This is a genomic window from Azospirillum soli, from assembly GCF_017876165.1.
Lineage (GTDB): Bacteria > Pseudomonadota > Alphaproteobacteria > Azospirillales > Azospirillaceae > Azospirillum > Azospirillum soli.
Map to the genome: position 1 here is coordinate 1 of NZ_JAGINQ010000016.1, position 13,214 is coordinate 13,214.

Consider the following 13,214-nt stretch of genomic DNA (forward strand, 5'->3'; position numbering starts at 1 on the left):
CGAGCGGCGCGCCGACATCTTCTCCGCCTTCCATCACATCGCCGCCAGCCTCATCTGCTGGCGCTTCGTCCAGAAATGGTTTTGTTAGGCGCTCTAAACGGTAAACAGTTTACCGTCTCTATCGCGGTGCCTGCGACATTGCGCCGCAGAGCGGATGGTCTTCCAGCTTTACCCCTGAGAATTGCAACGGTACTTTCCGCCGTTCGTCAAATGCTACCGCGTCAGTCTGTTTTGCACCATCTAAGGAGAGAGCGAGTGCCCATTAAAACCACGAAGATCTTCGACGATCAGGTGGTCAGCCCAGGATCTGGCGCGGCCGTCATTTTGTTCCTTTTAGCCGTGCTCAGCATAGTCCTCATTCCTATAGCTGTCATCATGTACAAAAGCTCATGCAAGAAGATGACGGAGGAGGCAGAGAAACGGCTCCGCAATCAAGCGCGTGAGTGGGCAGCTAAACACTTTGGGGCAGAGCCAGATTACCTTGATGTTGCGCGAGTTCAAATCGCAGTGAACAGCATAAATGCAAGCGGCTTTGCAGTTTCGCGGAACCGCATCATCGTTATTGAAAAAGGGGTTGCTGCTGAGTTGCCTTGGTCCAGTATTCGCAGCTGGAACTGGAAAGTATCCGGGTATGAACAAATAAGGACTTTCGGGCCGGTTGGCCTCATTCAGGGTGCGCAGGTTGACGCTGTCAACAGAGCGCAGAGAGACCAAGCAAAGGCAGAGAGCGGATTCTTTATTCAAGTCGCTGATATTGAAAAGCCTGAATGGCATGTCCAAACGGACGACATGAAGATGCTGAAGAAGTGGCATGAGATTTTCCTTCAGCTTAAAGAGACATGCAACCAAAGTACGATGGCGCAGGCGTGAGGTGAAAGCCGCCGCCATCATCCTGATCGCCACCACCACGCCAGCGGTGGCGGCCGACCTTGCCGTCCGCGCCCGCGGCCACGAGGTCTATGAGGTGGTGAAGGACACCGCCGTCCTGGACGCGGTGCGCAAGATCATGCCTGCGAAGGATTACAAGGTCTGGTTGAAGTGGGCCAAAAACGGCGTCAGCGCGCCCATGGAGGAGCGCAACGGCGTCGTCTTCGGCTTCGGCTGCCAGCCGGGCAACTGCTCGACGGTGCACGGCCGCTTGGCCTTCGACCACGAAGGCCACGTCTGGGCGTCACTGACCGAGGACGGCGAGATCACCCGCTACTACGGCGATCCGCCCGGCGCAGTGAAGCCGCTGCTGACCGTCGGCACGAACTGAAGCAGTGCCGGGCTCCTGGCCGCCCGCGGGCAGTCAGGAAAGCGGGCAAAACGGGTGCCTGCACCGGCCCCTCCTTTCCCCCGCCCTGCGGTAGGGGTGACGATGCCACCAATCTAGTGGAGCGCGCCAGACGGATCATCTCGTTCTACAAACGTAACGATCCGTCTGGTGCATACCACTAGGTGCCCCCGTGCGAGTTTGACTGAGGCGAATTTAGGAAAGGGCCGGAGGTCGGTTGAATGCCAGCCCGTGCGAACTGTGGCCCCGGTGTGGCTCCAGCGCCCTCCCGATAAAAAAACCGCCGCTAACCCAGTGGATTAGCGGCGAGTTGAACAGGGAGGCTTCACGTCTGGGAGACGCTGGGTCCGAAGACCCAACCCCGGAAGCCAGGCTTCCGGGACGAAACGCCGGATGTTGCGTCGCAATATCCAACGCCCAAAATTTGGCCATTCTGGTGCCGCGAATCCATCCACAAATCGCTAAATCGGCCATGCGATATCCGCATGGCTTGCAAGTGGCTGGAATCGCTCTCAAAAATCGTATTCCAGTGGTGGTGATGCCAAAGAAGCATCACCCCACCACCCGGCGCGGCAACCGGCTTGCAATGCCGCTTTATCGGACGCCTGACTGATCAGAAGGCAGTCTCGGCCACCTTTTTGACCAGGAAGTCGCGGAACACCGCGATGCGCTTGGAATGGCGCAGTTCCTCGGCGTAGACGAAATAGGCGTCCACCTTCGGCCCGTCGATGTCCGGCAGAACGCGGGCCAGATCCTTCGATCCGTCCACTAGGAAGTCCGGCAGGGCCGCGATGCCCAGGCCGCTCTCCACCGCCCGGTAGATGGCGTAGATGCTGTTGACCTGCAGGATCGGCTTGCGGGCACCCGGCGCCGGGTCGCCGATGTCCATGATCCAGTTCACGTTGGTGACCGGGGCGCGCACGTCGGGCGGGTAGGCGATGATGTCGTGCCCGTCCAGGTCGGCCGGCAGCTTCGGCACGCCGCGCTTCTTCAGGTAGCTCTGGTGCGCGTAGAGGTGGAAGCGGATCGACATCAGGTGCCGCTGGATCAAATCCGGCTGGCGCGGCGTGTTCATGCGGATGGCGATGTCCGCCTCGCGCATGGCGAGGTCCAGTTCCGTGTCGTCGATCAGCAGCGTCAGCTGGATGTCCGGGTAGATCGACAGGAACTCGTTGATGCGCGGCGTCAGCCAGGTGGAGCCGAAGGCCACGGTGGTGGTGACGCGCAGCGGTCCCTTGGGATGCTCCCGGCTTTCGGTCAGCATCGCCTCGGTCATCGACAGCTTGGCGAACACGTCGCGCGCCGTCCGGTGCAGAAGCTCGCCCTGCTCCGTCAGGATGAGGCCCCGCGCGTGCCGGTGAAACAGCGGCACCCCGAGGCTTTCCTCCAGCGCACTGATCTGGCGGCTGACCGCCGATTGGCTGAGGTTCAACGTCTCGCCGGCGTGCGTGAAGCTTCCAGCCTCGGCCACGGCGTGGAAGACCCGAAGCTTGTCCCAGTCCATCATGCCTGTCCTTGCCCAGCCGCATCGTGGCGGAGGGCCTCCCGTTCATTCTTTATTGCCGGCGCATAGCCGCCATGCACTTATATACCGGGAACGCGGTGCGAACGCACGTCCAACCGCAAGCGGTCGGCACGAAAAAGAGCCAAGCTTGGTAAGAATTTTCGGCCGCCACAGCAATAGTGGGCCTTTATTCACCCTTTCTCGCCGCCAAGGCGACCGCCCGCAACTGCGAGATGGTAAAGCCGGCGGTGATTTGCTCGGGGTCCACACGCAGTTCGATGACCGCTGGCTTGCGACTCCACATCGCGTCCCAGAAGGCCTGGACGAAATCCTCCGTGCGCTCCACGGTCACGCCGAAGGCGCCGAAGCTCTCGGCCAAGGCCTTCAGGTCGGGGTTGGCGAGCGCGGTGGCACCGACCCGGCCGGGGAAGCGCCATTCCTGGTGCAGGCGCGCGGTGCCGAACATGCCGTTGTTGACGACGATCAGGATCACGGCGGCGCCAGCCTGGACGGCTGTCGCCAGTTCGGCCGAGGTCGCCAGGAAACCGCCGTCCCCCGCCATGCCCACGGCGACCTTCTTCGGGTTGGCGAGCTTGGCCGCGATGGCCGCCGGCAGGGCGTAGCCGAGCGCGCCGTTGGCCGGCCCCAGCTGTCGCCCCGGCCGGCGGTAGAGCAGGTGCCGTTGCGCCCAGTTGGAAAAGCTGCCGGTATCGACCGCCACGGCGGCGTCCAGCGGCAGCCGGTCGCGCAGCCAGCCGAAAACCCAGCCGAGGTCGAGGTCGCCGACGCAGGGGCCCGGTTCCAGCCATGCCATGAAGTCCGCGCGGGCCGCCTCGGTCCATTCCGCCCAGCGCGGGGATTCGGTGGTGGGCAGGGTGGCGGGCATGGCGGCCAGAGCGGCGGCCAGCGGGGCCATGGCGGTGCGGATCGTCAGAGCGGCGCCGGGGATGCGGTCCAGTTCCTCCGCGCAGGGGTGCGCGTGGACCACCGTGCCGGTCGGCGCGGCGTCGCCGATCTCGTCCAGCCGCGCGCCCAGCACCAGCAGCAGGTCGGCGTCAGCCACCCGCTGGACCAGAGCCGGGCTCGGCCAAGTGCCGAGATCGCCGGCATGGCTGGGGCTTTCGTTGTCAAGGATGTCCTGACGCCGGAAGGCGCAGGCGACGGGCAGGCCGTGGGCCTCGGCAAAGCTCTTCAGGTCGGCGCAGGCCGCGTCGGTCCAGGTGGAGCCGCCGACGAGCAGCAAAGGCCGTTCGGCCTCGGCGAGCAGTGTGCGGAGCGCATCGAGGTCGGGGAACGGGGTGTCTTCCGGGGGGAAAGGGGGCGTGTCGGGAATCGCTGCCTCGGCCGCCAGCATGGTTTGCGGCAGGACCAGCACGACCGGCCCCGGCTGACCGGAGATGGCGGTGTGGAAGGCCTGGGCGACGATCTCGGGAAGCTGGGCGGCTTCGTCGATGCGCGCGGTCCATTTCGCGACGGGCTCGAACAGGCGGCAGGGATCGGGGGTGCCGTAAACGCCCGCCGCGCCCTCGCCGATCAACAGAAGCATGGGGGTGGCGTCCTGCCGGGCGGTCTGCACCCCGATCATGACCGACGCGGCGGATGGGCCGCCGTTGACCAGGGCGACGCCGGGGCGGCCAGTCAGCCGGCCGTGCGCCTCGGCCATGAAGCTCAGCCCCACCTCCTGCCGTCCGGTCACCGTGCGGACGTCGGGCGTGTCGAGCAGGGCGTCGAGCACATCCACCAGATGGTCGCCGGGCAGGGTGAAGACGGTGTCGGTGCCGTGGGCGCGCAGCGCATCGACCAGCAGGCGGGCGCCGGTGCGGGCGGGGAGGTCGGGCATGGGCTGGCCTTTCGCGGCGTCCAGACGGTGAATGCGCGCGGAGTTAAGGCGGGCCGCCGCCCTGCTGTCAACGCGGCGAAATCGGCCCATCAAATCTGATGCTGCCACCCTTGCGCCGTTGCGCCCACTCTGGCCGCCCGCTAATCCGGTGGCAGCGGTTCAGGCAAGGAGGACCCCCGAATGCCCGATCAGCACCAGCCGACCCTCACCCGCGATCAGGTGATCGAGATCTGCGGCCGGCTCGACGACATGCGCATCGCCGGCATCATCGGCACCGGCGCCAGCCCGGCCGAGCTGATGGAGGCACGCACCTGGACGGCGGCCGACGACTACATGGGGCTGGCGACCCGCCATCCGCCGTCCGGCCGCGTCGCGCGCCTCGTCGAACTGCTCAAGGCCGACGAGCCGGATTGGGACGATCAGTAGCTTCGTCTTCCGTGCCGACCTCGCTGTTGCTGTCGGCCTCCGGCCGCGACGGCGCGCGTCCGGGCAGCGGCGTCTGCGGGATGGTGCCGGGCGTCGTCTCGATGGACGGCGCCTGCAATCCGTCCAGGTCGTTGGCGAAGGTCGGCTTGTCGCGGTTCTTGTCGGGCATGGTGAATCTCCGGTGGTGTCGTTCCGGAAGTAACAGGCGTAGCCGTCAATCCGCCGCTTCGACCGCCTCCGACACCGCTTTTTGTGTCCGGCCGTGGCCGCTGATCTCCGCGCCCGCGTCGGCCGGCAGCGGCACGAAGAACAGCGCCGAGACGCAGGCCATCACGCCGATGGTCAGGAAGGCCGGCACGAAATCCGCCGGCGCCAGCGCAGTGCCGCCGGTCCACAGCTGCGTCAGGCTCAGCACCAGGGCGCCCACCGCGACGCCCAGGCTCAGCGCGATCTGCTGCATCACGGTGGACAGGGTGTTGGCGCGGCTCATGCGCCGCTGCGGCACCTCGGCGTAGGCGAGGCTGTTGAGGCCGGAGAACTGGAGCGAGCGGAAGAACCCGCCGGCCAGCAGCGCGCCCAGGATGACCCAATGCGCCGTGTCCGGCCGGAAGGCCGCGTAGCTCATCAGGATCAGGCCGCTCAGCAGCGCGTTGGCGATCAGCACGCGGCGGAAGCCGAAGCGGCGCAGGATCGGCGGGGCCACCGTCTTCATGGCCAGGGCGCCGACCGCCCCGGCGAAGGTCAGGCTGCCGGCCTCGAACGCCGTCCGCCCGAACCCGACCTGGAGCAGCAGCGGCATCAGGAAGGGCACGGCACCGATGCCGATGCGGAACAGCGTGCCGCCGAGAACCGAGGCCGAATAGGTCGGCAGCCGGAACAGCGTGGGGTCGAGCACCGGCCGCTCCACCCGGCGGGCGTGGCGCAGGTAGAGCCATGCGGTCAGCACCCCGACCGCCAGCACCCCGGCGACCGCCCAGGGCCGCAGGACGCCGTGGCCGACATTCTCCAGCCCGAACATCAGGGCGGCCAGCGCCAGCGCGCTCAGCACGAAGCCGGTGGCGTCGAACGGGTCGCGCTCCGCCTCCTTGACGTTCGGGATGAGGCTGAGCACAAGGCCGAGGCCAAGCAGGCCGATGGGCACGTTGATGAAGAAGATCCAGCGCCACGAGGCGTAGGTGGCGATGAAGCCGCCGACCAGCGGTCCCAGCGCCGGCCCGATCAGCGCGGGGAGGGTCATGGTCGCCATGGCGCTGACCAGCTGGTCCTTGGGCACGGTCTTCAGCAGGATCAGCCGGCCGACCGGCACCATCATGGCGCCGCCGATGCCCTGGACCACGCGCGCCGCCACCAGCTCGTAAAGCCCGTTGGACAATCCGCACAACACCGAGCCCGCCGTGAACACCACGATGGCCGAGGCGAACACCGTGCGCGCGCCGAACCGGTCGGCGGCCCAGCCGCTGACCGGCAGGAACACCGCCAGCGCCAGCATGTAGGAGGTCATGGCGAGGCTGAGCCGCAACGGATCCTCGCCCATCGACCGCGCGATCTGGGGGAGTGCTGTCGCGATGATCGTCGCGTCCAGATGCTCCATGAAGAAGGCGCAGGCGATGATCAGGGGGACGATGCGGCTGGTGCGAGGCATAGCGAGCTATGTGGGGTTTGCGGGTGCGTGGACCATCGCTTTGGCGGGGACCCTGTCATGCGGTCAGAGAAGTTCGGCAAGCGGGCCCCCATCCCGACCTTCCCCCACCTTCGGTGGGGGAAGGGGTTTAAAGTTCCCTCCCTCGCCGAAGGTGGGGGAGGGTTAGGGTGGGGGCCCGCCGCAGGGGCTTCTCACGGGGCTTCTCACCGCCCCCGGAACACCGGCTTGCGCCGTTCCAGGAAGGCCCGGTAGCCCTCGCGGAAGTCTTCCGTGCCGTAGCAGTCGCAGCATTCGGCGATCTCATCCTCGCTGAGCGGGCCCGGGTCGGCGAAGCGGCGGATGAAGCGCTTGTGCAGGCGGGCGGCCAGCGGGGCGCCGCCGACGATGCGCTCGCAGGTCGCGGCGATTTCGCCTTCGAAGGCGTCCTGGGCGACGATGCGGTGGACGAGGCGCTTGTCCTTGGCCTCCGCGGCGTCGAAGACGCGGCCTTCCAGCAGGATTTCCAGCGCCGCCGGGCCGCCGGCGATGTCGTAGAGAAGCTTCATTTCCGGCAGGGGCATGGAGATGCCGAGCCGGCTGACCGGCACGCCGAAGCGGCTGGCGTCGGTGCACACCCGCAGGTCGCAGGCCAGCGCCACGGCGAGGCCGATGCCGCAGCAGGCGCCCTGGATGGCGGCCAGCGTCGGGTGCGGCAGCTCGCGCAGCAGGTGCAGCCCTTCGTCCATCAAATGGCCGTAGGCGATGCCCTGTTCGGGGCTGTTGCGCTCCGTCTCGAACTCCGAGATGTCGGCGCCGGGGCTGAAGGCCCGCCCGCCGTCCCCGCGCAGCACCACCACGCGCACCGAGTCGTCCGCCCCAAGCTGCCGCAGCGCCGGGATCAGCGCGTGCCACATGGGCTTGTCGAAGGCGTTGAGCTTGTCGGGGTTGCTGAGCGTCAGGGTGGCGACGACGCCCTCGCGCGTCAGGGTCACGGTGCCGGCCATGGGGTTCCCGGTGGTTTCGTTGTCCATTAGCGAATGCACAACCACGCACCCGCGTTGCGCGTCAAGCGCTTAGACTCTGGACCAGGACTGCGCCGCTCCCCATAGTCCGTAGGTTCGAATGTCGAGGAGGGGGACGACACCGCGATGCGATCCGGATTGGCCGCGCTTACCATTGCCACCTCGCTGCTGTCGGCCCCGGCTCTTGCCGAGAAGGACGAGCTGGTCATCGGCCTGACCCAGTTCCCGGCCAACTGGCACCCCTCCATCGAGGCGATGGCGTCCAAGGCCTATGTGCTGTCGATGGCGCGCCGGCCCTTCACCGCCTACGACACGGACTGGCAACTGACCTGCCTGCTGTGCACCGAACTGCCCGCGCTGGAGAAGGGCACGGCGGAGTATGAGACGCGGCCTGACGGCGGCAAGGGCATCAAGGTCACCTACACCATCAACCCCAAGGCGGCCTGGGGGGACGGCAAGCCGGTGACGACCGAGGACGTGCTGTTCACCTGGACGGTTGGCAAGCACCCGCAGAGCGGCTACGGCAACTTCGACCTCTTCGCCCGCGACATCGTCGCCATCGACGTGAAGGACGAGCGCACCTTCACCATTCATCGCGAAAAGCCGGTCTGCACCTACCGCGAGATCAACGACTTCGAAATCCTGCCGTCCCATCTGGAACGCCCGGTGTTCGAGGCCGACCCGGCCAATTACCGCACCCGCTCCAAATACGAGACCGACACCACCAACCCCGGCCTGTGGTTCGGCCCCTACCGCATCACCCAGGTCGAGCCCGGCAGCCATGTGGTGCTGGAGCCGAACCCGACATGGTGGGGTCAGGCGCCCGCCTTCAAGCGGGTGATCGTCAAGACCATCGAGAACACCGCCGCGCTGGAGGCCAACCTGCTGGCGGGCCAAGTGGACATGGTGCCGGGCGAGACGGGCCTGCCGCTCGATCAGGTGCTGGCCTTCGAGAAGCGGCACGGCAGCCGGTTCCAGGTGATCTACAAGCCGGGCCTCTTCTTCGAGCATGTGGAGCTGAACCTCGACAACCCGGCGCTGAAAGACCTGCGCGTGCGCAAGGCTCTGCTGCACGCCATCGACCGCGAGGCGATCTCCAAGCAGTTGTTCGACGGGCGCCAGCCGGTCGCACACAACGAGATCAGCCCGCTCGACCGCGTGCACGCGCCGGGCTACGCGACCTATGCTTACGACCCGGCGCTGGCGGCCAAGCTGCTCGACGAGGCCGGCTGGAATCAGCGGCGCGCCGGCGTGCGCCACAACGCCCAGGGCGAGCGGCTGTCGCTGGAGATCATGACCACCGCCGGCAACCGCTCCCGCGAGGTGTTGCAGCAGGTGCTTCAGGCGCAATGGCGGCAAGCCGGCGTCGACGTGCGCATCGTCAACGAGCCGCCGCGCGTCCTGTTCGGCGAGACCCTGGACAAGCGCCGCTTCAAGGCGATGGCTCTGTTCGCCTGGGTCAGCGCGCCGGAGAACATCCCGCGCACCATCTTCCATTCCAGCATGGTCCCGACCGAGGCGAACAACTGGTCCGGTCAGAACTACGCAGGCTACCGGAACCCCGAGATGGACAAGGTTCTGGAAGACCTGGAGCATGTCTGCGAGCCGGACGCCAACCGCGCGCTGTGGGCGAAGCTGCAAAGGATTTACGCGGAGGATCTGCCGAACCTGCCGCTGTTCTTCCGCGCCGACCCCTACATCCTGCCGCCCTGGCTGGACGGCGTCGTGCCGACCGGGCATCAGGATTCCAGCACCCTGTGGATCGAGACGTGGAAGCCGAAGGGGTGAGGAGGTTCTTGATGCGGGCCCCCACCCAACCCTCCCCCACCTGCGGCGGGGGAGGGCTTCTCTCCTTCCCCCGCCGCAGGTGGGGGAAGGCCGGGATGGGGACTCGTTGCAGAAGCGCGGCCAAGGAGCCCGCATGACCCGCTTCCTCGCCTCCCGCCTGCTCCAGGCGCTGGTCGTGCTGGCCCTGATGAGCCTTGCCGTCACGGTGCTGATGGCGCTGATGCCGGGCGACCCGGTGGACATGATGCTGGCCGGCAACCCGCGCGCCACGCCGGCCGATGCGGCGCGGCTGAAGGCGCTGTACGGGCTCGACAGGCCGCTGCTGGAACGCTACTGGCACTGGCTCTCCGCCGCGCTGTCCGGCGACTTCGGCTATTCGCGGCTCTACGCGCAGCCGGTGCTGACGGTCCTGGGGCCGCGCCTGCTGAACACGCTGGTGCTGCTGGGGGCGTCCATGGCGCTGTCGGTGGCGGTCGCCCTGCCGCTCGGCGTCTACGCGGCGCGGCGGCCGCACGGCTGGGCGGACAACGTCATCAACCTGTTCTGCTTCGCCGGCATCTCCGTTCCGGTCTTCTGGCTGGCGCTGCTGCTGATCCTGCTGTTCGCCGTTGAACTGCAATGGCTGCCGGCCTCCGGCCTCGGCCCGGTCGGCGGGGAGAGCCTGGTGGAGCGGCTGCCCTACCTCGTGCTGCCGGTGGCCTCGCTGACGCTGGCCAGCATCGGCGGCTACACGCGCTACGTCCGGGCGGCGATGATGGGGGAACTGCGCCAGGACTATGTCCGCACCGCCCGCGCCAAGGGGCTGGGCGAGAGCCGCGTCGTCTGGCGGCACGCGCTGCGCAACGCGCTGATCCCCATCGTCACCGTCGTGGCGCTGGAGTTCGGCGTGCTGTTCTCCGGCGCTCTGGTGACCGAAACCATGTTCGCGTGGCCGGGCATGGGCAAGCTGATCTACGACAGCATCATGGGCAACGACCTGAACGTGGCGCTGGTGGCGCTGCTGTTCGCCACGCTGACCACGTTGGTCGGCAACCTGCTGGCCGACATCGCCTACGCCGCGCTGGACCCGCGCGTGTCCTTCAAGGGAGGGGAGGGGTGAGGGGCCGGCGCTTCCTGCGGCGTTTTGGGCGTCACCGTTTGGCGGTCGCGAGCGCCGTTCTGCTGCTGGTGCTGGCCGGCGCGGCGCTGGCCGCCCCCTGGGTGGAAAACGCACTGGGCACGGAGGTGACGGCGATCAGCCTGCTCGACCGCTTCGGCCCGCCGACCCTGGCGCACCCGTTGGGCACCGACGAGCTTGGGCGTGACGTGCTGGTGCGGCTGCTCTACGGCGGGCGGGTGTCGCTGTTCGTCGGGGTGGCGGCGGCGCTGGCCTCCGGGATCATCGGGACGGGCATCGGGCTGCTGGCCGGCTATTTCGGCGGGCGGCTGGATGACTTGCTGATGCGGCTGACCGACGGGCTGATCGCCTTGCCGCTGCTTCCGCTGCTGATCGTGCTGGGCGCCATCGACCTGACGCGGCTGGGTGTTCCGCCGGAGGTCGCGGGTGCGGAGGACGCCAGCCTGCTGCGCATCGTCGTGCTGGTGGCGCTGTTCGGCTGGACCACCGTGGCGCGGCTGGTGCGCGGGGCGACCCTGTCGGCGCGGCGGCGCGACTATGTGCGGGCGGCGGTGGCGATGGGGGCGGGCAGCCGGCGCATCATGCTGGCCCACATCCTGCCGAACGTGGCCGCCCCCGCCGTGGTGGCGACGACGCTGACGGTCGGCAACGTGATCCTGCTGGAATCGGTGCTGAGCTTCCTCGGCCTCGGCATCCAGCCGCCGCTGCCCTCCTGGGGCAACATGCTGACCAACGCGCAGGAACTGGTCGGCACGGCGCCCCTGCTGGCCGTGTGGCCGGGGCTGCTGATCTTCCTGACGGTGATCGCGGTCAACCTCCTGGGGGATGGGTTGCAGGATGCGCTGGACCCGAGGACCTCGGGGAAGCGGTGAGGCGCTCTGCCCCCTCCCTAACCCTCCCCCGCTTCGCAGGGGAGGGGATGTGGTTACTTCTCGCGCTGGAACTTCGGCGTGCCGGCGACCTTCGGCAGCAGGCGCACGGCGTAGGGGCTGGTTTGCATCTGCGCCACGGCCTGCGTCGGGCCGGGGACGCGCTCATGATAGCCGACGAGGAGATCGCCGCCGTTCACCTGCACGCGGTCGATGCTGACGCCGTAACCCGCCGTGTCACGGGGGCCGACGAACACGGCGACCGCCATCTGGCCGTCCGGCAGCGACACCGGCGCGGGTTCGCCGACGCGGGACCACAGCTCCGTCCATTCCTGGGGAGTGCGGGCGACGACGTAGGCGCGCTCGAACGCCTGGCTGCGGTCGCCCTGCCAGTAGGTGCCGGGGGCGGCGTCGGCGGGGATCAGCGAACGCGACGCCCCCGCCCCATCCGAAGTCGTCTGGCAGGCGCCCAGCAGAGGCAGAGCGACGGCGAAGGCGAGAAGGGCGGCGGCGGGGGAGGTCGTCACTCGCATGCGGTCAGGCGCTCCGTGGCAGGATGGTCTCGACCAGCGTGGCCCAATAGCTGGCGCCCGTGGTCAGGATGTCGTCGTTGAAGTCGTAGTGCGGGTTGTGCAGCCGGCAGCCCGGACCCCCATGCCCATCGTTGCCGCGGGCTCCGTGGCCGAGCCAGATGTAGGCGCCCGGCCGTTCGCGCAGCATGTAGCCGAAATCCTCCGCCCCCATGGTCGGGTCGGGGGCCCAGGACACGTTGGTCTCGCCCACCACCTTGGCCGCGACGGCGGCGACGACGCGCGCCTCGGCCTCGGTGTTGACGGTCGGCGGATAGCCGGGGCGGAACTCCAGCGACGCCTTCGCGCCGAAGCCGGCGGCGATGCTCTCGGCCATGCGGCCCAGCTGCTGCTCGATGCGGGCGCGGGTGGCCTCGTTGAAGGTGCGCACGGTGCCGTGCAGCTTCGCCTCGTCGGGGATGACGTTGTAGGCGGTGCCGGCCTGCACCCAGGTGACGGAAACGACGGCGCTGTCCGCCGGGTCGGTGAAGCGGCTGACGAGGCTCTGCACCGCCGTGACGATGTGTGCGGCGACCAGCACCGGATCGACCGCCTTGTGCGGGATCGCGGCGTGGCCGCCGTGGCCTTCCACGGTGATGGTGAACTGGTCGGCCGCCGCCATCACCGGGCCGGGGTGCACGGCGATGGTGTTGGCCGGCAGGTCCGGCCAGTTGTGCAGGCCGTAGACCTGTTCGCAGTCGAACTGTCGGAACAGCCCTTCCTCGATCATGCGCCGGCCGCCGCCGCGCCCTTCCTCGGCGGGCTGGAAGATGAAATGCACCGTGCCGTCGAAGTTGCGCGTCTCCGCCAGATAGCGGGCCGCACCCAGCAGCATGGTAGTGTGGCCGTCGTGGCCGCAGGCGTGCATCTTGCCATCGTGGCGCGAGGCGTGGTCGAAGGTGTTCGCCTCCGGCATCGGCAGCGCGTCCATGTCGGCGCGCAGCCCGATGGCCCGCGTGCCCTCGCCCCGGCCCTTCAGCGTGCCGACCACGCCGGTGCCGGCAAGGCCGCGGTGCACCGCGATGCCCCACTCGGCCAGCTTGGCGGCCACGATGTCGGAGGTGCGGTGCTCCTCGTACCCCAGTTCGGGGTGGGCGTGGATGTCGCGCCGCCAGGCGGTCATGTCCGTGTGGAATTCGGCGATGCGGTTGATGATGGGCATGTTTCTAACGTGCGTTGGTT

The 13,214-nt window shown here is 68.0% G+C and carries 13 protein-coding genes and 1 pseudogene; 7 read left to right on the top strand and 7 right to left on the bottom strand.

Annotated features, from left to right (window positions below):
* The 3 genes and pseudogenes from J2852_RS21955 to J2852_RS21960 form a co-directional block, all read left to right on the top strand.
* Positions 1-88: pseudogene (locus J2852_RS21955) on the top strand (IS5/IS1182 family transposase); the annotation flags it as partial.
* A gap of 311 nt (positions 89-399) precedes the next feature.
* Positions 400-870, top strand: a complete 471-nt coding sequence (locus J2852_RS31660; protein WP_246499915.1) for a DUF4755 domain-containing protein — start codon at positions 400-402, stop codon at positions 868-870.
* A gap of 1 nt (position 871) precedes the next feature.
* Entirely contained in the window at positions 872-1,258 is a 387-nt protein-coding gene (locus J2852_RS21960) for a hypothetical protein (protein ID WP_209879759.1), read from the top strand.
* 631 nt (positions 1,259-1,889) lie between these two features.
* Here J2852_RS21960 and J2852_RS21965 read toward each other — a convergent pair.
* Entirely contained in the window at positions 1,890-2,780 is an 891-nt protein-coding gene (locus J2852_RS21965; protein ID WP_209880079.1) for a LysR family transcriptional regulator, read from the bottom strand.
* Positions 2,781-2,967: 187 nt separating this feature from the next.
* Complete coding sequence (locus J2852_RS21970; RefSeq protein ID WP_246499908.1) at positions 2,968-4,620, bottom strand: thiamine pyrophosphate-dependent enzyme; 1,653 nt, start codon at positions 4,618-4,620, stop codon at positions 2,968-2,970.
* Positions 4,621-4,800: 180 nt separating this feature from the next.
* On the opposite strand from J2852_RS21970, the gene J2852_RS21975 reads away from it, so the two are divergent.
* Positions 4,801-5,046 (top strand): hypothetical protein, encoded by a 246-nt coding sequence (locus J2852_RS21975; protein ID WP_209879765.1) that lies wholly within the window; start codon positions 4,801-4,803, stop codon positions 5,044-5,046.
* Here the strand turns inward: J2852_RS21975 and J2852_RS21980 are convergent.
* The 3 genes from J2852_RS21980 to J2852_RS21990 form a co-directional block, all read right to left on the bottom strand.
* Positions 5,012-5,215: a hypothetical protein gene (locus tag J2852_RS21980; RefSeq protein WP_209879768.1), complete on the bottom strand. Its 204-nt coding sequence runs from the start codon at positions 5,213-5,215 to the stop codon at positions 5,012-5,014. The genes J2852_RS21975 and J2852_RS21980 overlap by 35 nt on opposite strands.
* A 45-nt stretch (positions 5,216-5,260) precedes the next feature.
* Positions 5,261-6,688, bottom strand: coding sequence for a DHA2 family efflux MFS transporter permease subunit (locus tag J2852_RS21985; RefSeq protein WP_209879771.1), 1,428 nt, complete (start codon positions 6,686-6,688; stop codon positions 5,261-5,263).
* Positions 6,689-6,891: 203 nt separating this feature from the next.
* Entirely contained in the window at positions 6,892-7,698 is an 807-nt protein-coding gene (locus tag J2852_RS21990; protein WP_246499909.1) for an enoyl-CoA hydratase-related protein, read from the bottom strand.
* A gap of 117 nt (positions 7,699-7,815) precedes the next feature.
* On the opposite strand from J2852_RS21990, the gene J2852_RS21995 reads away from it, so the two are divergent.
* The 3 genes from J2852_RS21995 (at position 7,816) to J2852_RS22005 (ending at position 11,466) form a co-directional block, all read left to right on the top strand.
* Positions 7,816-9,477, top strand: coding sequence for a peptide ABC transporter substrate-binding protein (locus J2852_RS21995; RefSeq protein WP_209879774.1), 1,662 nt, complete (start codon positions 7,816-7,818; stop codon positions 9,475-9,477).
* Positions 9,478-9,610: 133 nt separating this feature from the next.
* On the top strand, positions 9,611-10,576 hold the full coding sequence (locus tag J2852_RS22000; RefSeq protein ID WP_209879777.1) for an ABC transporter permease: 966 nt from the start codon (positions 9,611-9,613) through the stop codon (positions 10,574-10,576).
* On the top strand, positions 10,573-11,466 hold the full coding sequence (locus J2852_RS22005) for an ABC transporter permease (protein WP_209879779.1): 894 nt from the start codon (positions 10,573-10,575) through the stop codon (positions 11,464-11,466). The genes J2852_RS22000 and J2852_RS22005 overlap by 4 nt, the downstream gene beginning before the upstream one ends.
* A gap of 53 nt (positions 11,467-11,519) precedes the next feature.
* Here J2852_RS22005 and J2852_RS22010 read toward each other — a convergent pair whose 3' ends face one another.
* Entirely contained in the window at positions 11,520-11,996 is a 477-nt protein-coding gene (locus J2852_RS22010) for a protease complex subunit PrcB family protein (protein WP_209879783.1), read from the bottom strand.
* Between the two features lie 4 nt (positions 11,997-12,000).
* A complete protein-coding gene (locus J2852_RS22015) occupies positions 12,001-13,194 on the bottom strand; it encodes a M20 aminoacylase family protein (protein WP_209879786.1) in 1,194 nt (397 codons plus the stop codon).
* Positions 13,195-13,214 lie beyond the last annotated feature (20 nt).

What these genes read in the sequence shown, in the direction of transcription:
- J2852_RS31660 (WP_246499915.1), top strand. Translation starts at nt 400, where the DNA reads ATGACGGAGGAGGCAGAGAAACGGCTCCGCAATCAAGCGCGTGAGTGG.
- J2852_RS21965 (WP_209880079.1), bottom strand. Translation starts at nt 2,780, where the DNA reads ATGGACTGGGACAAGCTTCGGGTCTTCCACGCCGTGGCCGAGGCTGGA.
- J2852_RS21970 (WP_246499908.1), bottom strand. Translation starts at nt 4,620, where the DNA reads ATGCCCGACCTCCCCGCCCGCACCGGCGCCCGCCTGCTGGTCGATGCG.
- J2852_RS21975 (WP_209879765.1), top strand. Translation starts at nt 4,801, where the DNA reads ATGCCCGATCAGCACCAGCCGACCCTCACCCGCGATCAGGTGATCGAG.
- J2852_RS21980 (WP_209879768.1), bottom strand. Translation starts at nt 5,215, where the DNA reads ATGCCCGACAAGAACCGCGACAAGCCGACCTTCGCCAACGACCTGGAC.
- J2852_RS21985 (WP_209879771.1), bottom strand. Translation starts at nt 6,688, where the DNA reads ATGCCTCGCACCAGCCGCATCGTCCCCCTGATCATCGCCTGCGCCTTC.
- J2852_RS21990 (WP_246499909.1), bottom strand. Translation starts at nt 7,698, where the DNA reads ATGGACAACGAAACCACCGGGAACCCCATGGCCGGCACCGTGACCCTG.
- J2852_RS21995 (WP_209879774.1), top strand. Translation starts at nt 7,816, where the DNA reads ATGCGATCCGGATTGGCCGCGCTTACCATTGCCACCTCGCTGCTGTCG.
- J2852_RS22000 (WP_209879777.1), top strand. Translation starts at nt 9,611, where the DNA reads ATGACCCGCTTCCTCGCCTCCCGCCTGCTCCAGGCGCTGGTCGTGCTG.
- J2852_RS22010 (WP_209879783.1), bottom strand. Translation starts at nt 11,996, where the DNA reads ATGCGAGTGACGACCTCCCCCGCCGCCGCCCTTCTCGCCTTCGCCGTC.
- J2852_RS22015 (WP_209879786.1), bottom strand. Translation starts at nt 13,194, where the DNA reads ATGCCCATCATCAACCGCATCGCCGAATTCCACACGGACATGACCGCC.